At 69.8% G+C, this 21,944-nt stretch carries 19 protein-coding genes; 14 read left to right on the top strand and 5 right to left on the bottom strand.

The annotated features are described in order from the left end of the window. Positions 1–318: 318 nt before the first annotated feature. From pilG to AC3WRN_RS00210, 7 genes are all read left to right on the top strand, one after another. Complete coding sequence (pilG, locus tag AC3WRN_RS00240; protein WP_068093322.1) at positions 319–717, top strand: twitching motility response regulator PilG; 399 nt, start codon at positions 319–321, stop codon at positions 715–717. 22 nt (positions 718–739) lie between these two features. Continuing rightward, positions 740–1,111, top strand: a complete 372-nt coding sequence (locus AC3WRN_RS00235; RefSeq protein WP_068093326.1) for a response regulator — start codon at positions 740–742, stop codon at positions 1,109–1,111. Continuing rightward, positions 1,108–1,647 carry a chemotaxis protein CheW gene (locus AC3WRN_RS00230; protein WP_492621406.1) on the top strand — a complete coding sequence of 180 codons (540 nt, stop codon included), beginning with the start codon at positions 1,108–1,110 and terminating at the stop codon, positions 1,645–1,647. Before AC3WRN_RS00235 ends, AC3WRN_RS00230 begins: the two co-directional genes overlap by 4 nt. A gap of 128 nt (positions 1,648–1,775) precedes the next feature. Further along, positions 1,776–3,806 carry a methyl-accepting chemotaxis protein gene (locus AC3WRN_RS00225; RefSeq protein WP_068093331.1) on the top strand — a complete coding sequence of 677 codons (2,031 nt, stop codon included), beginning with the start codon at positions 1,776–1,778 and terminating at the stop codon, positions 3,804–3,806. Positions 3,807–3,895: 89 nt separating this feature from the next. Next, complete coding sequence (locus AC3WRN_RS00220; RefSeq protein WP_492621405.1) at positions 3,896–9,796, top strand: Hpt domain-containing protein; 5,901 nt, start codon at positions 3,896–3,898, stop codon at positions 9,794–9,796. After that, complete coding sequence (locus AC3WRN_RS00215) at positions 9,789–11,429, top strand: chemotaxis protein CheB (protein ID WP_492621404.1); 1,641 nt, start codon at positions 9,789–9,791, stop codon at positions 11,427–11,429. Before AC3WRN_RS00220 ends, AC3WRN_RS00215 begins: the two co-directional genes overlap by 8 nt. Continuing rightward, complete coding sequence (locus tag AC3WRN_RS00210) at positions 11,426–11,935, top strand: chemotaxis protein CheW (RefSeq protein WP_492621403.1); 510 nt, start codon at positions 11,426–11,428, stop codon at positions 11,933–11,935. The genes AC3WRN_RS00215 and AC3WRN_RS00210 overlap by 4 nt, the downstream gene beginning before the upstream one ends. 9 nt (positions 11,936–11,944) lie before the next feature. Here the strand turns inward: AC3WRN_RS00210 and AC3WRN_RS00205 are convergent, their stop codons facing one another. Continuing rightward, positions 11,945–12,679, bottom strand: a complete 735-nt coding sequence (locus AC3WRN_RS00205; protein WP_492621402.1) for a 16S rRNA (uracil(1498)-N(3))-methyltransferase — start codon at positions 12,677–12,679, stop codon at positions 11,945–11,947. Positions 12,680–12,839: 160 nt separating this feature from the next. Between AC3WRN_RS00205 and AC3WRN_RS00200 the strand changes: the two genes are divergently transcribed. Beyond that, positions 12,840–13,163 carry a hypothetical protein gene (locus AC3WRN_RS00200; RefSeq protein ID WP_492621401.1) on the top strand — a complete coding sequence of 108 codons (324 nt, stop codon included), beginning with the start codon at positions 12,840–12,842 and terminating at the stop codon, positions 13,161–13,163. Between the two features lie 12 nt (positions 13,164–13,175). Here the strand turns inward: AC3WRN_RS00200 and AC3WRN_RS00195 are convergent, their stop codons facing one another. After that, positions 13,176–14,567 carry an adenosylmethionine--8-amino-7-oxononanoate transaminase gene (locus tag AC3WRN_RS00195; RefSeq protein WP_492621400.1) on the bottom strand — a complete coding sequence of 464 codons (1,392 nt, stop codon included), beginning with the start codon at positions 14,565–14,567 and terminating at the stop codon, positions 13,176–13,178. Positions 14,568–14,637: 70 nt separating this feature from the next. Between AC3WRN_RS00195 and AC3WRN_RS00190 the strand changes: the two genes are divergently transcribed. From AC3WRN_RS00190 to mazG, 5 genes are all read left to right on the top strand, one after another. Beyond that, a complete protein-coding gene (locus tag AC3WRN_RS00190; protein ID WP_492621399.1) occupies positions 14,638–15,423 on the top strand; it encodes a type II secretion system protein N in 786 nt (261 codons plus the stop codon). A 15-nt stretch (positions 15,424–15,438) separates the two neighbouring features. Next, positions 15,439–16,215 carry an inositol monophosphatase family protein gene (locus tag AC3WRN_RS00185; protein ID WP_492621398.1) on the top strand — a complete coding sequence of 259 codons (777 nt, stop codon included), beginning with the start codon at positions 15,439–15,441 and terminating at the stop codon, positions 16,213–16,215. A 23-nt stretch (positions 16,216–16,238) separates the two neighbouring features. Then, positions 16,239–16,796: an ADP compounds hydrolase NudE gene (gene nudE, locus AC3WRN_RS00180; RefSeq protein ID WP_492621397.1), complete on the top strand. Its 558-nt coding sequence runs from the start codon at positions 16,239–16,241 to the stop codon at positions 16,794–16,796. Next, positions 16,793–17,614, top strand: coding sequence for a 3'(2'),5'-bisphosphate nucleotidase CysQ (gene cysQ / locus AC3WRN_RS00175; RefSeq protein ID WP_492621396.1), 822 nt, complete (start codon positions 16,793–16,795; stop codon positions 17,612–17,614). The genes nudE and cysQ overlap by 4 nt, the downstream gene beginning before the upstream one ends. Before the next feature lie 101 nt (positions 17,615–17,715). Next, entirely contained in the window at positions 17,716–18,519 is an 804-nt protein-coding gene (gene mazG / locus AC3WRN_RS00170; protein ID WP_082823567.1) for a nucleoside triphosphate pyrophosphohydrolase, read from the top strand. A 55-nt stretch (positions 18,520–18,574) separates the two neighbouring features. Here mazG and AC3WRN_RS00165 read toward each other — a convergent pair whose 3' ends face one another. Continuing rightward, on the bottom strand, positions 18,575–19,045 hold the full coding sequence (locus tag AC3WRN_RS00165; protein WP_068093367.1) for a YfgM family protein: 471 nt from the start codon (positions 19,043–19,045) through the stop codon (positions 18,575–18,577). Positions 19,046–19,206: 161 nt separating this feature from the next. Here AC3WRN_RS00165 and AC3WRN_RS00160 point away from each other — a divergent pair, with 161 nt between their 5' ends. Further along, positions 19,207–19,983 (top strand): DUF4097 family beta strand repeat-containing protein, encoded by a 777-nt coding sequence (locus tag AC3WRN_RS00160; protein WP_492621395.1) that lies wholly within the window; start codon positions 19,207–19,209, stop codon positions 19,981–19,983. A 105-nt stretch (positions 19,984–20,088) separates the two neighbouring features. Here AC3WRN_RS00160 and AC3WRN_RS00155 read toward each other — a convergent pair whose 3' ends face one another. Together AC3WRN_RS00155 and AC3WRN_RS00150 are read right to left on the bottom strand one after the other, a co-directional pair. Beyond that, positions 20,089–21,225: an SLC13 family permease gene (locus AC3WRN_RS00155; protein WP_492621394.1), complete on the bottom strand. Its 1,137-nt coding sequence runs from the start codon at positions 21,223–21,225 to the stop codon at positions 20,089–20,091. Between the two features lie 84 nt (positions 21,226–21,309). Beyond that, on the bottom strand, positions 21,310–21,804 hold the full coding sequence (locus tag AC3WRN_RS00150; RefSeq protein ID WP_068093378.1) for an AmiS/UreI family transporter: 495 nt from the start codon (positions 21,802–21,804) through the stop codon (positions 21,310–21,312). Positions 21,805–21,944 lie beyond the last annotated feature (140 nt).

Raw genomic sequence — 21,944 nt, 5'->3', positions numbered from 1 at the left:
GAGGCGGGTCGGGATCGTCAGGCCGCTATACTAAGGCGGATGCGGGAAATCCCGTGCCGCGTCGCTGTCGCCGGCGGCCGGATGGTGCCAATATGGGGCACCTTGTGCGGGCAGCTGGCAGCAGGGGTGATTATTGCTTGACAGTCTCGGCGGGCAGGCAGTAAACAGCAAAGCCTTGGATATCCCGCTACAGCACGGTCTTATTCGGGTGGTTCGTTTCGACTTTTTTTGCTGCGCACCGTCCGGCATGACCATTGCATGCCATGGTGCCTATCCTGAGCTCGGGTGAGCCGCAGGGGGGAGTAGGTGAATTTGAACATGAGTGCTAATGACTTGGCTGGTCTCAAGGTCATGGTGATCGATGACTCCAAGACCATCCGCCGCACCGCGGAGACCCTGCTCAAGAAAGAGGGCTGCGAAGTACTGACCGCCGTCGACGGCTTCGAGGCATTGGCCAAGATCTCCGACCAGAAGCCCGCGATCATCTTCGTCGACATCATGATGCCGCGGCTGGACGGCTACCAGACCTGCGCGCTGATCAAGAACAATCCGCAGTTCCGCGCCACGCCGGTGATCATGCTGAGTTCGAAGGACGGCCTGTTCGACAAGGCGCGCGGCCGCATCGTGGGCGCCGAACAGTACCTGACCAAGCCGTTCACGCGTGACGAACTGCTGGGTGCCATCCATCGCCATGTCGGCGCGGTATCGAGCCGCTGACTGCAGATTCTGAGGGGGGCCCGTGGCCAATATTCTCATCATCGACGATTCGCCGACCGACGTGCGCGTGTTCACCACGCTGCTTGAACGGGCCGGGCACCAGGTCGTCGCCGTAAGCTCCGCCGAGGAAGGCATCGAGCGCGTGCGCGCCGACCTTCCGGCACTGGTCATCATGGACGTCATCATGCCAGGCATGAACGGCTTCCAGGCCACCCGCACGCTGACCCGCGATCCGGCCACCTCGGCGGTGCCGATCGTGATGATCACCACCAAGTCGATGGAAACCGATCGCGTCTGGGGCCTGCGCCAGGGCGCCCGCGCGTTCATCACCAAGCCGGTGAACGAAAAAGAACTGCTGGCCTGCATCAACGAATTGCTGCCGAGCGCGACATGAACGAGCCCGTCAACCGCACGCCGTTCGAGATCCTGGCGCAGTACGAGCGGCTGTCGCTGGCGCACGCATCGGATACGCAGGAGAAGTTCGAGGCGCCCGGCTTGTGGCGCGGGATCGGCTTCCGGGTCGGCTCGCGCCTGTTGGTCAGCGGCATCGACGAGATCAACGAACTGCTCGCGGTGCCGGTGCTCACCCCGGTGCCGGGGACGCAGCCGTGGCTGCTAGGCGTGGCCAACGTGCGCGGCAACCTGGTGCCGGTGATCGACTTCGGCCGCTTCCTGTTCGGCGAACGCACGCAGTACACCGACCGTACCCGCTTGCTGGTGGTGCGCCAGAGCGGCGGCAGCGTGGCGCTGCTGGTGGACGAGGTGTTCGGCCAGCGCACCGTGGACGAGGAACAGCGGCGCGAGGCCGGGCCCGAGGATGATCCGCGGCTTGCCCGTTTCGTCGACAGCCGCGTGGGCGAGCAGCAGCTGGCGATGTTCAGCATGAACCGGCTGGTGCGCGCACCGGATTTCCGGCAAGCCGCGGCCTGAGGCCGCGGCTTGCCGCAGTGGCATGAAGGGCCGGCGCCTGCAGGGCCGGCGATCTCGGGACGGGCATTCCCTGGCGGTGCGCGCTCTGCGGAGCCGGTGACGTAATCAGTTAGACGGATGAGGTGAACATGAGCACTACAGGGGGCGTCAGCCGGGAGCGCGGTTACACCGTACTCATTGTCCTGCTGCTGATAGCGATGGGTTTTGCCGCGTTGGATTTCTTCATGCTCAACCAGAAGAACGGCGAGGACCGCCAGGCGATCGCGCTGACCACGCAGATCCAGGTGCTGTCGCAGCAGACGGCGAAGTTCGCGCTGGAGTCGGCGGACGGCAACACCGACTCCTTCAAGGAGCTCGAATCCACCCGCAACGCGATCGATTCGGCCGTGCAGAAACTGGGCAGGGGCGATCCCAGCGGCAGCATGAAGCCCTATGCGGACAACAACGCCACGCCGGCCGGCCGCGCCGTGAGCGCGCTCGATGCCTCATGGAAGCAGCTCGACGCCGACATCGGCAAGATCCTCTCCAACAAGGCCGTCGTGCTCGACTCCGGCCAGCGCGCCGCCACGCTGTCGCAGCAAATGCCGCTGCTCAACTCGAGCATGGAGCAGGTCGTCAACATCCTGCAGCAGCGCAACGGCAGCGCCGAACAGATGCTGGGTACGTCCCGCCAGATGCTGTCCGCCGACCGCATCATCCGCCGCGTGCAGGAAGTGTTGCAGGGCGGCGACAACGCCCAGTCGGCGGCTGACGGCCTGTCCCGCGACGCGCAGCTGTACGGCAGCGTGCTGAAGGGCCTGATCGAGGGCAACCCCGACAGCGGCGTGCGGCCGATCAACGACGCGAACGCGCGCAAGATCCTCACCGAAATGGATGCCGGCTGGACCCATCTGGCCGACCCGGTGGCCAGGCTGGTCGCCGCCGCCGGCAACATCGCCGACGTGAAGCGCGCGGGCAACCAGGCCTCGCTGGATTCGCAGACCGTGCTGTTGCGCGCGAACGACCTGTCCGAGCAGATCGGCAAGCTGCCGCTGCGCCGGCTGTTCCCGAACGTGTGGTGGGGCCTGCTCGGCGCGATCGCCGCGGTGGCGTTCGCCCTGCTGCTGGTCATTACCCTGGTGCGCGACCAGCGTCGCCGGTTCGCCCAGAGTACCGAGCTGAACCAGCGCAACCAGGAGGCGATCATGCGCCTGCTGGACGAGATGGGTTCGCTGGCGGAAGGCGACCTGACCGTGAAGACCACGGTGTCGGAGGACATCACCGGCGCCATCGCCGACTCGGTGAACTACGCCATCGACGAGCTGCGATCCCTGGTGACCACCATCAACGAGACCTCCGAGCAGGTATCGTCCTCGGCGCAGGAAACCCAGACCACCGCCCGCCACCTGGCCAATGCGGCCGAGCAGCAGGCGCAGCAGATCAGCACCGCGACCTCGGCGATCAACCAGATCGCCAGCTCGATGGACGACGTGTCGAAGAACTCCGCCGAGTCGGCCGACGTGGCGGAACGCTCGGTGAAGATCGCCTCGCACGGCGCCGAGGTGGTGCGCGAGACGATCTCCGGCATGGACTCGATCCGCGACCAGATCCAGGAGACCTCCAAGCGCATCAAGCGGCTGGGTGAATCCTCGCAGGAGATCGGCTCGATCGTGGAACTGATCAACGACATCGCCGAGCAGACCAACATCCTGGCGTTGAACGCGGCGATCCAGGCGGCCTCGGCCGGCGAGGCGGGCCGCGGTTTCGCGGTGGTCGCGGACGAAGTGCAGCGGCTGGCGGAACGCTCCACCAGCGCCACCAAGCGCATCGAGGCGCTGGTGCAGACCATTCAGTCCGATACCAACGAGGCGGTGAACTCGATGGAGCAGACCACCGCCGAGGTGGTCGCCGGCGCACGCAAGGCGGAGGACGCCGGCAGCGCGCTGGGCGACATCGAGCGCGTCTCGCACGACCTGTCCTCGCTGATTCAGAACATCTCCACCGCGGCGCGCGAGCAGTCCGCGGCGGCGACCGACATTTCGCATTCGATGAACGCGATCCAGGAAATCACCTCGCAGACCTCGCAGGGCGCCAGCCAGACGGCTGACTCGATCGGTACGCTGGCGCAGTTGGCGAGCGACCTGCGGCGCTCGGTGGCGCACTTCAAGCTGCCGGGCTGACAACGGGCCTGGCTGGTATGGGCATTTTGACGGGGAGTAGTCTCGTTGGTTGCGTGATGCATGCATGGCGCAACCGCTGAGAGAGGCGCATGAGACTTCAAGACCACATCGATTTCACCACCCTGCAGTGGGTCAAGCCGGAGCTCGACGACACCCTGTCGATCGCCCGCGAGGCGCTGGAGTCCTACGTCGACAATCCGGGCAAGCGCGACTACATGCGCACCTGCGCCGACCACCTGCACCAGGTGCGTGGCACCTTGCAGATGGTCGAACTGTACGGCGCGGCGACGGTGGCCGCGGAGATGGAGGAGCTGGCCATCGCGCTGCTGGGGGACCGCGTCGCCCAGCGCGAGGAAGCCTATGCCGCGCTGATGCGCGGCCTGATGCAACTGCCCGACTATCTAGAGCGCCTGTCCGGCGGCCATCGCGACGTGCCGGTGGTGCTGCTGCCGCTGCTGAACGACCTACGCGCCAGTCGCGGGCTGGAGCCGCTGCCCGAGTCGGCGATGTTCCACCCCAACCTCGACGCGTTCCTGCCGGAGCAGGCGCCCGCGGCGATGAGCGAGGCCTACGCCGAGGCGCATCGCGGCGAGCTGGTGGATCTGCGCCTGCGCTTCCAGCAGCAGTTGCTGGGCTGGTTCCGCGGGCAGAACGCGGCGGTGCAGCTGGCCAACATGCGCAAGACCTTGCTGGCGATCACCGCCCGCTGCCATCACGTGCATGGCCGGCGCCTGTGGTGGATCGCCTCCGGCGTGCTGGAAGGCCTGGAGCAGGGCCAGCTCAAGGGCTTTGCCGGCGAGATACGCCAGCTGGTCGGCAAGGTCGACCGCAACATCCGCCAGCTGATCGAGCACGGCGAGGGCAGCCTGCGCGGCGGCGAAGCCGACGAGGTGGCCTGCAAGCTGCTCTACATCGTGGCGCAGGCCAAGCAGCGCAGCCCGCAGATGGAACTGCTGCGCACGACCTATGCGCTGGACAGCCTGCTGCCCGACGCCGGCGAGCTGGAACATGCCCGCGGTTCGATGGCCGGGCACAACCGCGCACTGCTCGATTCCGTCTCGCGCGCGCTGAAGGACGACCTGCTGCGCGTCAAGGAGGCGCTGGATCTGTTCCTGCGCCAGCAGAACGGCGACCCGGCACAGCTCGCCGCGCAGGGCGAAGTGCTCGAACGCGTGGGCGACACGCTCGGCATGCTGGCGCTGTCGGTGCCGCGCCGGGTGGTCGGCGAACAGCGCCGGGTGCTCGACGAGATCGCCAACCGCATGCGCCCGGCCGACGAGGAGACCCTGCTCGACGTGGCCGGCGCGCTGCTGTACGTCGAGGCGTCGCTGGACGACCACATCGAGAGCCTCGGCTCCGAGGATGAGTCGGGCAGCTCCGAAGCCGCGCATGGCCTGCCGCGCAGCGAGGCGCTGGGGGTGGTCACCACCCTGATGCAGGAAGCGATCAGCAATACCGGCCGGGTCAAGGACGCGATCGTGGCGTTCGTCGAATCCGGCTGGGAGCACGATCGCCTTGCCGGCGCACCGGCGTTAATGGACGAAGTCGCCGGCGCCATGAACATGCTGTCGTCGCCGCGGCCGGCCGAGCTGGCGCAGGGCATCGGCCGCTTCATCCATTATGAGCTGCTGGACGACCGGCGCGTGCCGAGCGGCGCGCAGATGGATCAGCTGGCCGATGCGCTGGCGGCGCTGGAGTACTACCTCGAGGCTGCGCGCGAGCACCGCGGCGGCCTGGAGCACATCCTCGACGTGGCGGAACACAGCCTCGGCCTGCTCGGCTACTGGCCGGTGCCGTCGGCGCGCGTGGCGCCCGCCGCCGTCGAAGCGGCCGTGCCGGCCAGCCGGCGGATCGATGACGAGGAGCATCCGGAACTGTCCGAATCCGTCAGCCTGCTGCCGGGCCAGGATCTGGGACACCTGTTCGTCGGCGACAGCGCGTCGCCTGCCGGGCCCGTCCACGACCTGGACGGCTTGCGCCTGGCACCGACCGAGGCGACCGCGGCGGCCGGGTGGGGGGGGCATGCCGCAGTCGACCAGGACGACTGGGTCGAGATCGAGGAAGAGGTCGTCGAACAGGTGCCGGTGCGCGACGCACTGGCCGCGAACACCCGCTTCAACACCAGCGCCGAAGGCATCGACGACGACATCCGCGAGATCTTCCTGGAGGAAATGCAGGAGGAGATCGACAACCTGCGCACCGCCGAGCAGGCGTGGTTGGTCGATCCGGCGCAGACCGCGTCCCTGGTCGGCATCCGCCGCTCGTTCCACACGCTGAAGGGCTCGGGCCGGCTGGTCGGCGCCGGCGTGCTGGGCGAGTTCGCGTGGAAGGTGGAGGACATGCTCAACCGCGTGCTCGACAACACCATCGAGCCGAACGCGAACGTGCAGGCGCTGGTGCAGCACGCGATCGACGCATTGCCGCAGCTGCTGGCCGCGCTCAAGGGCGAGGGCGCGCCGGTGGCGCCGCTCAGCGCGATCATGCATACCGCCGAGCAACTGGCGGCCGGCAAGCCGGCGCGCGTGGAGGATCATGCGCCGCGGGCCACCGAAACGGTCCGCCGCATCGTGCGCCGGCGCGTGCCGCGCTTCGAGGCGGCCGCGGGAGCGGTACCGGTGGCGGGCGTGACCGATCGGGAAACCGCCGCCGCGCAGGCGCCGGTCGAGCCCGTCATGGCGGAGCCGGTGATGCCGCCGGTGGATCCGGTGCTGCTGGAGATCCTGCGCAGCGAAGTGGCGCAATACCTGCAGACCATCCGCGCCGCGGTCCAGCGCAGCGACATCGAGCTGCCGATCGGCGAGGAGCTGCTGCGTGCCGTGCACACCTTGCATGGCGCGATCGCGATGGTGGACATCCCGTTGCTCACGCAATTGCTGTCGCCGCTGGAGGGCCTGTTCAAGCGTTTGCGTGCGGCCAACCTGCCACTGACCTCCGAAGGCGTGCACCTGCTCGACCAGGCGGTCGACGTGGTCGACCGCGTGATGGGCCAGTTCGACGCCGCCGAGCCGCGGTTGCCCAACGCCGACCCGCTGACCGCGCAGATCGTCAACCTGCGCGACCGCTATCCCGAATCCAAGGTCGCGCACGTCGTGTACGAGCCGCGGGCCGACGAGATGGAACCCGAGGAGCTCGCTACCGCCGCGGATCATGCCGGCGTCGACGAGGCGGTCATGACCGCCTCGCTCGAGGCTGGCATGCTCGAAGCCACCAGCGCGCCGGCGGACGAGTCGCCTGCCGTCGGGCAGGCGTCCGATGTCCATCCGGACCAGGCCCACCATGACGAGGTGACGGCGGAATTGATGGCGGCCCTGGGCGCCTTCGACCCCGTGCAGGCCATGGCCGGAAAACTGGCCGCCGAGAAACAGGCGGCCGAGCGCGCGGAAGCCGAGCGGGCTGCCGCCGAGAAGCAGGCGGCCGAGCGTGCGGAAGCCGAGCGGGCTGCCGCCGAGAAGCAGGCGGCCGAGCGTACGGAAGCCGAGCGGGTCGCCGCCGGGAAACGGGCGGCCGAGCGTGCGGAGGCCGAACGGGTCGCCGCGGCGGGCAAGGCCGCTACCGAAGTTGCCGCCACGCAGGCCCCGGTTCATGCCCTGGCGGGGTCCGGCCAGATCGACGCCGACCTGCTGGAAGTGTTCATCGACGAGGCGCGCGAGATCCTCGACCACGCCGATGGCGTGCTGGCCCAGTGGCATGCCGAGCCGAGCAACCTGGTGCACGTGCCCGAGTTGCAGCGCGACCTGCACACGCTGAAGGGAGGTGCGCGCATCGCCGGCCTGGTGCCGGTGGGTGACCTCAGCCACGCGATCGAGACCCTGCTCGAAAAGCCGATCCGTGACTCGTCGGGGACCGGCCCGCTGATCGCCGCACTCGAGGCGAGCTTCGATCAGCTGCATGCCTTGGTGCAGCAGGTGTCGCAGGGCCGTACGCCCGATTACCCGCAGGCCATGATCAACCGCCTGCTGGCATTGGCCGGCGAAACGGCGCTGGCCGACGACGCCCAGCCGCATGTGGCCGCAACGGCAGCCGCGGCACCGGCACCGGCAGCGGCCGTGCCGCCGTCGCTGGCGGCCGTCGCGGCGGAGGGCACCGATCATCTGCCCGAGCTGATGCCGGAGGTGGAAGAGGAGGTGCGTTCCTCGCAGGAGCAGATCCGCGTCCGCGCCGACCTGCTCGACAACCTGGTCAACCATGCCGGCGAAGTGGCGATCTACCGTTCGCGACTGGAGCAGCAGGTTGCCGGCTACCGCTTCAACCTGGTCGAGCTGGAGCAGACCGTCTCGCGCCTGCGCAGCCAGCTGCGCATGCTGGAGATCGAGACCGAGGCGCAGATCATCGCGCGCTTCCAGCGCGAGCACCGCGAAGCGGGCATGGCAGCGTTCGATCCGCTCGAGCTCGACCGCTATTCGCAGTTGCAGCAGTACTCGCGTGCGCTGGCCGAGTCGGTATCCGACCTGGTGTCCATCCAGAACATGCTGGACGAACTGACCCGCCAGGCCGAGACGCTGCTGATCCAGCAGTCGCGCGTCAGCACCGAGCTGCAGGACGGCCTGCTGCGCACGCGCATGCTGCCGTTCGACACGATGGTGCCGAACCTGCGCCGCACGCTGCGCCAGGCCGCGCAGGAGGAAGGCAAGCACGCCCAGCTCTACGTGGACGGTGCCCACGGCGAAATGGACCGCAACCTGCTCGACCGCATCAAGGCGCCGTTCGAGCACATGCTGCGCAACGCGATCGCGCACGGCATCGAAGCTCCTGCCGAACGCCGCAAGCTGGGCAAGCCGGCCGAGGGCGCGGTGCACATCACCGTGGCGCGCGAGGCCACCGAGGTGGTGGTGCGCGTCAGCGACGACGGCCGCGGCCTGAACCGCGAGGCGATCCGCAAGCGCGGCGTCGAGCGCGGCCTGCTGCGCCCGGAGACCCGGCCGACCGACAACCAGCTGCTCTCGCTGATCGCCCAGCCGGGCTTCTCCACCGCCAGCCAGGTCACCCAGCTGGCCGGGCGCGGCGTCGGCATGGACGTGGTGGCGAACGAGATCAAGCAGCTCGGCGGTTCGCTGTCGATCGAGTCGGAAGAGGGCAAGGGCACCACCTTCGTGCTGCGCCTGCCGTTCACCCTCGCGGTGACCCAGGCGATCCTGGTGCGCATCGGCGAGGCCACGTTCGCGATCCCGATGACCTCGGTACAGGGCGTGGCGCGGGTCAATCCGGCCGATCTGGCCGCACTGATGGCCGAGGACGAGCCGTCGTTCCGCTACGGCAGCGAGGCCTACGGCATCCACGACCTGGCCGAGCTGCTGGGCCTGCCGCCGGGGCTGCCGGCCGAGGACGAGCAGCAGCCGCTGCTGCTGACCCGCGCCGGCGACCTGCGCGCGGCGATCCGCATCGACGCCGTGCTCGGTTCGCGCGAGATCGTGGTCAAGTCGGTCGGCCCGCAGATCAGCTCGGTGCCCGGCCTGCTCGGCGCGACCATCATGGGCGATGGCTCGGTGCTGATCATTCTGGATCTGGCGCCGCTGGTCCGTCACGGCATCATCCGTCGCGAGCAGCGCCTGGCCGAAGGCCTCAGCGCCGTGCAGACGCCGGAGGTCGAGGAGGCACAGGTGCGGCCGCTGGTGATGGTGGTGGACGACTCGATCACCATGCGCAAGGTCACCGGCCGCGTGCTGGAGCGCCACGAGTACGAGGTCAGCACCGCGAAGGACGGCGTCGACGCGCTGGAGAAGCTGCACGAGCGCGTGCCCGACCTGATGCTGCTGGACATCGAGATGCCGCGCATGGACGGCTACGAACTGGCCACACACATGAAGGCCGACCCGCGGCTGCGCGACGTGCCGATCATCATGATCACCTCGCGCAGCGGCGACAAGCATCGCCAGCGGGCGTTCGACATCGGCGTGGATCGCTACCTCGGCAAGCCGTACCAGGAGGCCGAGCTGCTGGCGCAGATCGCCGAGGTGCTGGAGCAACGTGCGGTGGAGCCGATACATGACTGATACCGTTCCGGCGGTGGCCCTGCTGTTCGACGACACCGACCTGGGCGGCCAGTTGCGCCACGCGCTGCACGAGCGCGGCGCCCGGATCGTCCACGAAGGCGGGGTCTCCAGCCTCAGCCGGGAGTTGCTGCAGCAGGTCGGCGCGGACGTGCTGGTGGTCAACCTGGACGATGGCGCCGACGACGCGCTCGACCGCCTGTACGAAGTGATCGACGACGACCGGCCGCGGGTGGTCTTCAATGACGCCCAGGCCAGCCGCGAGCTGACCGGCTGGGATCGCGCGCGCTGGGCGCGCCACCTCGCGGTCAAGGTGATGGCGATGGGCGACATCGATCCGCCGCGTCCGGGCGATGCCCGCGGCGTCGAGACACCGGCGGCCGTTGTGGCCGCCGAAGCGGCGGCGGAACCGGCCGTCGCCTCCTTCGTCGCGGAGCCCGGGATCGACCTCCCGGCCTACCACGATCCCGACGGCCGGCACGAGCAGGTCGCCGCGGCCGAATCGGAGAACCTGGCGGCGGAACTGGAGGCCCTGCTGGCCGCCGGCGAGCCGCCGGATGACGGCGCCGACGAGACCGGCCCCGGCCTGCGCTACCGCGACGACGACGAGCTGCCGCCGCTGCACGATGGCCATTTCGGCGAGTCGCGGCCCGCGCCGGCGCCGGCGCCGGCCGCGCCCACGCCCGTCGCGGCCGCGAAGCCCGCGGCAGGCGCGCCGGCGCCGGCGTTCCAGCTCGACCACCTGCAGTTGTCGCCGCTGCCCGATCCGGCGGACGCCACGAAAACCGCCGTGCCGGCTGGCCCGGCGCGTGCCGCCGCCGCGCCGGCCGTGCGCGCGCCGGACAACTGGGCGCTGCTGGACGACGATCCTCCGGCGGCTGCGCCCGCCGCCGAAAAGCCCCAGGCCGCGGCGTTCGGCATCGAGAAATTGAGCGCCGCCGATTTCCTCGCGCCCGATATCGAGACGGTCGCGCCCGACCTCGAACCGACCATGAGCCTCGAGCTGGTGTCGATGGAGGAGGCGATCGCCCCGCAGGTGTACGAGCACGACCACGCGATGGTGCTCGACGAGTTCGGCAGCGCGCTGAGCCGGATCGTGCTGCTGGGTGCCGCGACCGACGGTGTCGATTCGGTATGCGGTTTCCTGTCGGCGTTGCCGGCGACCACCCGGCTCACCTTCCTGCACACCCAGCACCTGGGCGGGCGGCCGGACGCGGGTCTGGTGGAAAAATTGGCGGCGCACTGCGCGCTGCCGGTGCGGCTGGCCAGCCAGGGCAGCCGCGTCGGCTTCGGCGAGGTGCTGGTCGTTCCCGCCGGGCAGCAGGTGCGCCTGCGTCGTGACGGCGGTGTCGAGTTGCAGGCCGGTGTCGCGCAGGAGCCGTCGATCGACGCCAGCCTCACCATGGCCGCCATAGCGTTCGGCCGCGATGCGCTGGCGATTGTGTTCGCCGGGCGCGGCAACGACGCCGTGGCCGGTGCGCAGGCGATCCATGACCGTGGCGGCCAGGTCTGGGTAGAGTCGTCGTCCGGTGAGCATTTTGCCGACATGGTCAGCGGAATCCTCGCCGAACGGCTGGTCAGTTTCTCCGGTACGCCGCCCGAACTGGCGGCGCGCCTGATCGAGGTGTTCCCATGAGTGATCCGCTGCCGCGTGAAATCCGCTGCGTCCTGGTGCCGGTCGGCAACCTGCGCCTGCTGTTGCCGAATGCGACCATCGCCGAGGTGATCACCCAGAGCCGGCCCGAGCCGGTACCCGGCGGCCCCTCCTGGCTGCTCGGCCGGATCGCCTGGCGCGGCTGGCGCGTGCCGCTGGTGTCGTTCACCGAACTGGCCGGCACCGAAGAGGGCGACGCCGAGCTGGTCGTGCGCGTGGCCGTGCTGAAGGCGCTCGGCGGCAACCCGGCGATGCCGTTCATCGCGGTGCAGACCCAGGGCTTCCCCCGCCTGACCACGCTCAATGCCGAGCTGATCATCCCCACCCACGACGGCAGGCAGTTGCCGCCGGGCGTGCGTGCCCACGTGCTGGTGCGCGACGACGTGGCGATGATCCCGGACCTGGAGTGGATCGAAGCCACCCTGCTCGATCTGTTCGACGATGGCGAGCCGGCGCAAGCTGCGGCATCGTCCACCACGGAAGGCTGAGCCGGCAGGCTAGCCGTCGCCGTGCAGGGCCTGCAGCGCCGCCAGCGCGGCCAGCCCGGCCGTCTCCGTGCGCAGGATGCGCGGGCCCAGCCGCAGGCCTTCGAAACCGGCGGCCGTCAGCGCGCCGGCATCGCGTTCGCCCAGCCCGCCTTCCGGGCCGACCACCAGCAGGCCGCCGGCCGCGCCGAAGCGCAATTCCCGGGACGAGCGGCCGGCTTCCGGCAGCAGCGCCAGGCGCAGCGCGCCGTCCGCAGCCAGGCCGTCCAGCCAGGCCGGCAAGGGCCGCGCCTGGACGATTTCGGGGAGGCGCGCGCGACCGCTCTGCTCGCAGGCGCTGGCCGCTACCGCGCGCCAGTGCGCGAGCCGCTTCTCCGCGCGGGCCGCGTCGAGTTTCACCTCGGCGCGCTCGGTCAGCAGCGGCACGATGCGGGTCACGCCAAGCTCGGTGGCCTTCTGCACGATCAGGTCCATCTTCTCGCCGCGGGCGACGCCCTGGGCCAGGGTCAGCGGCAGCGGCGACTCGTTGGCCAGTGCGTGGCAGCCATCCACCCGCACGACGACTTCGCGCTTGCCGACGGCGAGGATCGTGGCGGGGTAGTCGTTGCCATCGCCGTTGAACAGCGTCAACGGGTCGCCGGCGGCCATGCGCAGCACGCGCGCGACGTGCTCGCCGGCTTGCGCCGGCAGGATGCGTTCGGCGCCGGCGGCAAGCGGCAGGTCGGCATGGATACGGATATTTCGCATGGAACGACGGCGGCAAAATTCCAGCATAGCCGAGGCCGCCGGCCGCGGCACGGTGCCGGTGGTGTGAAGCGGGATGTCCGCCGCGGATGCGGTTGCCCGGGGCGCGTGATCGGCGCAGCATGGAGGTGCCTCTCCCCCGTGACCATCGGAGGTCCCCGCCATGTCCAGACTGATCCTCGTTTCGTTCATCCTGTTCGCCGGCATGGCTGCCGGCACGACGGCGCTAGCGCAGGACGCGCCGGCGGCGAACCCGGCGCTGGCCGGCCAGGCCGGCCGATCCGCCGCGGGGGCGGACAGGTCGCCCCTCCGGCCCGGCGACCGCAACTGCCTGCGCAGCACCGGCAGCCTGATTCCGGCCAGGGAAGGTCAATGCCTGCCGGTGGCGGGACGCAGCTACAGCGGCGACGAGCTGCGGCGTACCGGCGTCAACAACACGGCGCGTGCCCTGCAGATGCTCGACCCGAGCATCAGCGTCGGCCATTGACCGGGAGGCCGCTTACGAACCGTTCACGGCTTTGGCGATGCCGGCCGTGGCGATCTCCACCAGCCGGTCGATCTCCGGCTCGGTGATCACGAACGGCGGCATGAAGTACACCACGTCGCCGAGCGGGCGCAGCAGCGCGCCGTGTTGCAGGCCGTGCAGGTAGACGCGCAGGCCGCGCCGTTCCGCCGCGGGATACGGCCGGCGGCTGGGCTTGTCGGCGACCAGCTCGACGGCGGCGATCATGCCGGTCTGGCGCACGTCGGCGACATGCGGGTGGTCGCGCAGCGGCTCCAGCCGCCGGGCCAGGTGCGCGGCCAGTTCGCGGTTGCGCGCGAGCACCGGCTCGTCGCGGAAGATCGCCAGGGTCTCCAGCGCCACCCGGCAGGCCAGCGGGTTGCCGGTGTAGCTGTGCGAGTGCAGGAACGCCTTGCCGGCGCCGTATTCGGCGTAGAACGCCTGGTAGACCGCGTCGCGGGTCAGCACCGCCGACAGCGGCAGGAAACCGCCGGTGAGGCCTTTCGACAGGCACATGAAGTCCGGCGTCACGCCGGCCCTTCGACCGGGCTCAGGACAGGCCTGTTCGCAGGCGAATAGGGTGCCGGTGCGGCCGAAGCCCACCGCGATCTCGTCGGCGATGAAGTGCACCGCGAACTCGTCGCACAGCGCACGCAGGCCACTGAGGTAACTGGGGTGGTACATGCGCATGCCGCCGGCGCATTGCACCAGCGGCTCGACGATCACCGCGCAGGTCTCGTGGGCGTGGCGTTCCAGCAGTGTGCGCAATTCGCCGAGGCGGCGCACGGCCGTCTGTTCGGCGGACTCGCCCGGCTCGCCTTCGTACGCGTCCGGCGACGGCGCCAGGAACGGCGTCAGCAGCAGCGGCGCATAGGTCTTGCGGTACAGCGCCACGTCGCTCACCGACAGCGCGCCTAGCGTCTCGCCGTGGTAGCTGCCGGTCAGCGCGATGAAGCGGGTCTTCTCGCCATGGCCCTGGTTGAGCCAGTAGTGGAAGCTCATCTTCAGCGCCACCTCGATCGCCGCCGAGCCGTTGTCGGCGTAGAACACCCGGTCGAGCCCGGGCGGCGTGATCCGCACCAGCTCCTCGGCCAGCTCGATCGCCGGCGTGTGCGTGAAGCCGGCGAAGATCACGTGCTCCAGCCGCTGCGCCTGGTCGGCGAGGGCAGCGGCGATGCGCGGGTTGGCGTGGCCGAACAGGTTGGTCCACCACGAACTGATGCCGTCCAGGTAGCGATGGCCGTCGGCATCGACCAGCCAGGCGCCGTCGCCGCGCACGATCGGCAGCATCGGCACGCTCTCGTGGTCGTGCATCTGCGTGCAGGGATGCCAGATGTGGCGCAGGTCGCGCGCGGCGAGGGCGGCATTGCCGCTTGCGGGGTTGTTCATCCGGCTATGATCGGCCTTGCGTGACGGGCGCTCAAGCCCGCGCATGGATGACAGTCCCGGGAAGCGACCCTTGAAGCCCCTGCGAACATGCCTGGTCGGTCTCGGCGTGCTGGCGCTGGCCGCGGCCCTGCTGCTGTGGTTCCTGCCGGCGCGCTGGGCGCTGCCGTGGATCGAGCCGCGACTGCACGGGCTGCAACTGCAGCAGGTACAGGGCAGCCTGTGGGATGGCCGCGCCGGCGCGGTAGTGGCCGCCGATGGACGCAGGCTGGGGCAGCTGCAATGGCGGCTGTCGCGGCGCAGCCTGCTCGGGCAGCCGTGGTTGCAATTGCGCTTCGAGGGCGCGCAACTGTGGTTTTCCGGCGGCGTGCGGCGCCTCGCCGATGCGCGCCTCGCGATCGACGATGTCGACGCGCGCGTGCAACTGGCCGCGCTGGATGCCTACACGAGGTCGCCGCTGGGCCAGCCGCGTGGCGAACTGCAACTGGCCATCGCGCACGCGCTGCTGCAGGGCGGCTGGCCCGTGCAGTTGCAGGCGCAGGCGCGGTGGCCGGAGGCGGTCGTACGTACCCGCGACGGCAACCTGGCGCTGGGCGCGCTGCAGGGACAAGCGCAGGCGACCAGCGGAGTGATCCGTGCCCAGTGGCAGGACGACGGCCACGGTCCGCTGCAGGTCGCCGGCGAGCTGCAACTGAGTCCGCTCGGCTGGCGACTGGACGCGACGCTGCGCGCCCGACAGACTGACCCGGCCATGCGCCGCTGGCTGGCCACGCTGGGACCGGCCGCGGCCGACGGCAGCGTGCATGTCCGCCGCGGCGGCGGCCTGGCCGGCAGCGCGCCGGCATCACCCACGAATTGAGGACACGAGACGAACATGAATTCCGACATCGCCGCCACCGCCCTGGCCGCCGCACGTGAAGCGGCGGCGGCGGCCGCCGAGGTGATCCGGCACTACTGGCGGCGCGGCGTCGAGGTGGAGCTGAAATCCGACGCGACCCCGGTGACCGTCGCCGACCGCGAGGCCGAGCAGGCGATCCGCCGGATCCTGCAGGCCGCGCTGCCGCAGGCGTCGATCTACGGCGAAGAGTTCGGCCTGGACGGCGAGCGCGACGGCCTGCTGTGGCTGGTCGATCCGCTCGACGGCACCAAGAGCTTCGTGCGCCGCACGCCGTTCTTCTCCACCCAGATCGCGCTGATGGAGCGCGGCCAACTGGTGCTCGGCGTGTCCAGCGCACCGGTCTACGGCGAGACGATGTGGGCTAGCGCGGCCCAGGGTGCCTGGCTCGACGGCGAGCGCGTGCGCGTGGCGGACACGACGGAGATGGCGCAGGCCTCGATCTCCACCGGCAACGTCAAGACGCTCACCGGCGACGCGCGCTGGGGGGTGCTGGGCGCGCTGATCCGCGACTCGAACCGCATCCGCGGCTACGGCGATTTCTGCCATTACCACCTGCTGGCGCGCGGCAGCCTGGACCTGGTGATCGAGTCGGACGTGAACATCCTCGACATCGCCGCGCTGGCGGTGATCGTGCGCGAGGCCGGCGGCGAATTCACCGACCTCGACGGTGCGCCGCCCACGCTGGATACGCGCAGCGTGCTGGCCGGCACGCCGGCGATCCACGCGCAGGCGTTACGGCGCCTGCGGCGCTGAGCCGTGCAGGCTAGAATGCCCCGATGCGCAAACTACCCGTCATCCACGCCACGCGCGACGTCAGCGATAGCCACTTCCTGCACGTCGAGCAGCTCGACCTGGAGTTCTCCAACGGCGAGCGCCGCACCTACGAGCGGCTGAAGGGCAGCGGCCTGGGCGCGGTGATCATCGTGCCGATGCTGGACGACGACACGGTGCTGCTGGTGCGCGAGTACGCCGGCGGGCTCGGCCGCTACGAACTGGGCCTGCCGAAAGGGCGGCTGGACCAGGACGAGACCGCCGAGCAGGGCGCCGAGCGCGAGCTGAAGGAGGAGATCGGCTACGGCGCGCGCCGGCTGAAGATCCTGCACAACCTGTCGCTGTCGCCCTCGTACATGACGCACATGGCGCACGTGGTGCTGGCGCAGGACCTGTATCCGGAGAAGCTGGCCGGCGACGAACCGGAGGAACTCGAAGTGGTGCCGTGGAAGCTGTCCGAGCTGCACACCCTGCTCGGTCGCGACGACGTGACCGAAGGGCGCTCGATCGCCGCGCTGTTCATGGCCCGCGAGTACCTCGCCGGGCGCTTCCCGCGCGCATGAGCATGGCGCCCGCTTTCGCCCGGAAAGTCGGCGAGATCGCCCGTGCCGCCGGGGCCGCCATCCTCGAGGTCTACCGCGGCGACTTCGCGGTGCAGACCAAGGACGATGCCTCGCCGCTGACCGCCGCCGACCTGGCCGCGCAGCGGGTCATCATGGCCGGCCTGGCCGCGCTCGATCCGGTGCTGCCGGTGCTGTCGGAGGAGGCGAAGGCGCTGCCGTGGTCCGAGCGCCGGCACTGGTCGCGCTACTGGCTGGTCGATCCGCTCGATGGCACCCGCGAGTTCATCAAGCGCAACGGCGAGTTCACCGTCAACATCGCCCTGATCGACGACCGGCGCAGCACGCTCGGCGTGGTGCTGGCGCCGGTGACCGGCGAGCTCTACGTCGCCGAGCAAGGGCAGGGGGCATGGCTGCAGGCCGAAGCCGGCGGCCCCTGGCAACGCATCCGCACCCGCGCGCTGGCGCAGCCGCCGTTGGTGGCCGGCAGCCGTTCGCACGGCGGCGCGCAGGGCGAGCGGCTGCGGTCGCTGGTCGGCAGCGACTACCAGCTGGTGCCGCTGGGCTCGTCGCTGAAGTTCTGCCTGATCGCGCGCGGCGCGGCGGACCTGTACCTGCGCCTCGGTCCCACCAGCGAATGGGACACCGCCGCCGCGCAGTGCGTGCTGGACGAGGCCGGCGGCGCCGTGCTCGACATGGCGGGACAGCCGTTCCGCTACAACCGCGGCGAGTCGCTGCTGAACCCCGAGTTCGTCGCGGTGGGCGACCGCGATATCGACTGGGCCGCGCGCCTGGAACGAGGAGCGAGGAACGGGGAGTGAGAAGTGAGTAAAAGCCATCCCGCATCCGACCGGTCGGACGTCCTTGCGTCAAGCCGCTCTCTCTCGTTTCTCACTCCTCTCCATTCACTTCTCGCTTTCCCATGACCCGACACTCCCTCGATGATCTGCTCGCGATCATGGCGCGCCTGCGCGATCCCGAGCGCGGCTGCCCATGGGACGTGCGGCAGGATTTCGCCTCGATCGCGGCGTACACGATCGAGGAAGCCTACGAGGTGGCCGACGCGATCGACCGCCGCGACTGGCACGACCTGCGCGACGAGCTGGGCGACCTGCTGCTGCAGGTGGCATTCCACGCGCAGATGGCGGCAGAGCAGGGGCTGTTCGATTTCGCCGACGTGGTGCACGCGATCGGCGCCAAAATGGTGCGGCGCCATCCGCACGTGTTCGGCGACACGCGCTACGCCGATCTCGGCGAGCAGATGCAGGCGTGGGAGGCGATCAAGGCGGCCGAGCGTGCCGACAAGGGCGACGCCGTCGACCACAGCGCGCTGGCCGGCGTCTCCGCCGGGCTGCCGGAATGGAAGCGGGCGCACAAGCTGCAGCAGCGTGCCGCCGCCACCGGCTTCACCTGGCCCGGTCCCGAGCCGGTGCTGGCCAAGCTGGCCGAGGAACTGGACGAGGTGCGCGCCGAATTCGCCGACGGCGCCGATCCGGCGCGGCTGCAGGACGAGGTCGGCGACGTGCTGTTCGTGGCGGTGAACCTGGCGCGCCACGCCGGGGTGGATTTCTCGCAGGCATTGCGCCACGCCAATGCCAAGTTCGAGCGGCGTTTCCGCCGGATGGAACACCTGGCCGCGGCCGAGGGCACCGCGTTCGGCGAGCGCACGCTGGCCGAACAGGAACAGCTCTGGCAGCGCGCCAAGCAGATGGAACGCCAACCGTAGAGCAGGCACGATGGCGCCAGGCCAGCGCGCCGGCCAGGGCGGACTTTCGCGGAAGTTACCTGGCCGCCGGTGCCGCCTCGCCGGCACGCTGCTGCCAGGCGGCACGCATCTTCGCCTCGTCGGCCAGGTTCTCGTCCAGCCCCTTGCGCAGCGTGGCGATGGCCTGGTCCACGTTGGCCGGCTGCGCCTGCAGGCGGGCCAGCCGGTGGTAGACATAGTCGCGCACGCGCGGATCCTGCGACCTGGCCAGCACGTCGTTGTAGACCGACGCCATTTCCTTGCTGCGGCCGGCCTGCATGTACAACCGTTCCAGCCCACGCAGGTCGCCGATCACGCCGCTGCGCCGGTGGTCGAAGCCGTGCATGCGCATGCCGTGGCCGCGATCGCCGCGGATCACGTGCATGTCCCTGCTGGCTACTGCGTGGGGAGCCGATGGCGGGGGCGGCGTATTCTGGGCCATCACGAACGAGGCCGATCCGGCGATCAGCACGGCCAGCGCGGAAGCGAACAGGGTTTTGCGGTGCATGGTAAATCTCCTCGGCAGGTAGACCAGGTCAACGCGACCGGCCCGGGCGCGTTGACCGGGACGCTCATGCATCCGTCGTGCCTGGAGACCATGGACAGGCTCTTGCAACCTTTCTCCCGCCGGCCGCATCCCAGGCGGGCCGACCACTCAAGGAGAGTCCCATGCGCCGCCTTCTCACCACCGCCCTGCTGTTCGCACCGATCGCCGCCTTCGCCGCCACGCCGTGCAAGTACGAGGCGCCGCGCAACCTGCAACTCGACCTGGCCGGCGTGCGCGGCGTGCAGATCGAGGTGAACAGCCACGACCTGCACCTGACCGGCAGCGACAACGCCAGGGGCCTCACCCTTCACGGCCGCGCCTGCGCCTCCGAGCAGGCGGCGCTGGACAAGCTGCAGGTCACCCAGCGGCGCGAGGGCGACCAACTGCTGATCGATATCGGCGGCAGCGGCGGCTTCAGTTTCAGCCTGTTCGGCGGCAGTTCCTACAGCAGCCTCGACGTCACCGTGCAACTGCCGGCGAACCTGCCGGTCACCGTGCGCGTGGGTTCCGGCGACGCCGACGTCAGCGGCGTGCAGCAGCTGCAGACCAGCGTGGGCTCGGGCGACCTGCACGTGCGCCAGGTGTCCGGCAAGTTCGCCACCAGCGTGGGCTCGGGCGACGTCGATGCCGCCGATATCGGCAGCCTGGAGCTGGGCTCGGTCGGCTCCGGTGACTTCAAGGCCGCGGGCATCAAGGGCGACGCCCGGATCGGCAGCATCGGCTCGGGCGACGTCACGTTGCGCAACGTCGGCGGCAGCGTGCGCGCCGATACGCTGGGCTCGGGCGACCTGAACGTGCACGACGTGGCCGGCGATCTCAGTCTCGGCGCCAAGGGCAGCGGCGACGTCGGCCACTCCGGCGTGAAGGGCAAGGTCAGCGTGCCGCACGGCGACGATTGAGCGCGGCTTCTTGTAGGAGCGCACCCTGTCCACAAGGGACTTCCTTCGGTCGCGCGCGATGCTTTTCGTGACACGACGAAGAGCTATCGCGCACAGGGTTCGCTCCTACAGGCTGATCCAGCGCCAGGCCAGGTACACCAGCGGCGCGCACACCAGCAGGAACGGAATCGACACCAGGTGCAGCAGCCGCAGGCCATGCGGCTGCTTCGCCAGGCGCAGCGCGATCAGGTTCGCCAGCGAACCGATCGCGGTGCCAAAGCCGCCCACGTTCACCGCCACCGCCAGCGCGGTCGCATCGGGCGTGCGCTCGAGCAGCAGCACCGTCGCCGGCACGTTGCTGATCAGCTGCGAGGCGACGATGCCGCTGGCGTACAGGGTCAGCGGCTGGCTGAAGTCCAGCCGGTCCAGCATCCGCCGTACCAGCGGCAGCTCGGCGAGGTGGCCCACGCCCAGGAAGATCGCGGCGAAGGTGAGCAGCAGCAGCCAGTCGATCCGCGCCAGGCTCGATCGCGCCAGCAGGGCGAACAGCGCCAGCATCAGCAGCGCGCCGGGCAGCGCGTGGCCGTATTCCATCAGCAGCACCATGCCCACCAGTGCGGCCATCGAGCACGCGCCGAGGCGGGTCGAGGCGGCGATGCCGTCGATCCGTTCCGGGTTCAACGCCACGCGATCGCGCGGCAGCCACAGCCAGGCGAGCGCCGCCAGCAGCACGAACGTCACCGTGGCGGCCGGCAGCATCGCCGCCGCGAAATGCAGGAACGGCAGCCGCGAGTGCTGCCACAACAGCAGGTTCTGCGGGTTGCCGATCGGGCTGAGGGTGGAGCCCGCGTTCACCGCCAGCGCCTCCAGCACCACCATGCGCAGCACCGGCAGGTTCGAGACGCCACCGATCGCCAGGGTCAGCGGCACGATCAGGAACAGGCTCACGTCGTTGGTCAGCACCATCGACAGCAGTGCCGTCGCCACCACCAGCAGCAGGCCCAGGCTGCGCAGCGAATGCGCGCGCGCCACCACGGCCACCGCCGCATGCTGCACCCGTCCGCTGTCGCGGATGCCCTGGATCGCGATCAGCAGGCCCGTCAGGCCGGCCAGCGTGGGCAACTGCAGCCAGCGCCGGTAGTCGCTCGCGGGACGGGGATCCAGCACGGCAAGCGCCAGCGCCAGCAGCGCGAACACCAGCAGCAGCCATTCGTTCTGCAGGTGCCGGGCCCAGCCGGGCGGCTTTTGCGTGGATGGATTCATGGTTTCAACGCGGGCCTGGAAACCACGCCATCATCGTGCATGTCCTGCATCGGGATGCTTTTCAGTGACCCGGGCGGCCGGGCATCACCAGCGCGCCAGCAGCATGAGCATGCCGGGTATCCAGCAGGTGACGATCCCCACGATCACCGCATAAGGCGCGAGGAAGCGTTTCACCCGCACGCTGGTGCACAGGTCGATGAAGAACAGCAGCCACAGGCTCGACCAGACCAGCCAGATGCCGGCCATGCGCAGCTCGCCGAGGGTGTACGCGTCCCAGCTCAGGGGCAGCGCGGTGATCGCGACGAACAGGCAGTACCAGCCCAGCCCGGTGCCGCTCAGCTTGAACCAATGCACGCCGGCCACGTACAGGTAAGTGAATGCAAACAGCAGGCCCGAACCCACGGCGAGAAAATCCGCCGGCGTGGAAGCCTGGATGGCGCCCAGTACCGCGGCGAATGCCGAGAGGCTGCCGACCAGCAGGTTGAGCACGGCGGCTTCCTTCGCCTCGATGCGTCCGGCGAGGGTCAGGCCGTTGACGATCAGGACGACACCGACAAAAAGCAGGACGACACCGAGCATGGGCGGATTCCCGTGGCTTCAAGTTGGAAATGGGGTTGGCCTGGTGGAGCCGCGGTACGCCGGAAGAGGGTTGCTCCATGCGCCCACGGTTGCCAGTCTCGCATGGCTTCGCCATCGACGGGATCTGCTCCTGCCGATGC

Source organism: Rhodanobacter sp. FW101-FHT13A11, from assembly GCF_058790335.1.
The sequence above is the reverse complement of the archived record's forward strand: the minus strand, read 5'-3'. Positions and strand labels throughout refer to the sequence as shown.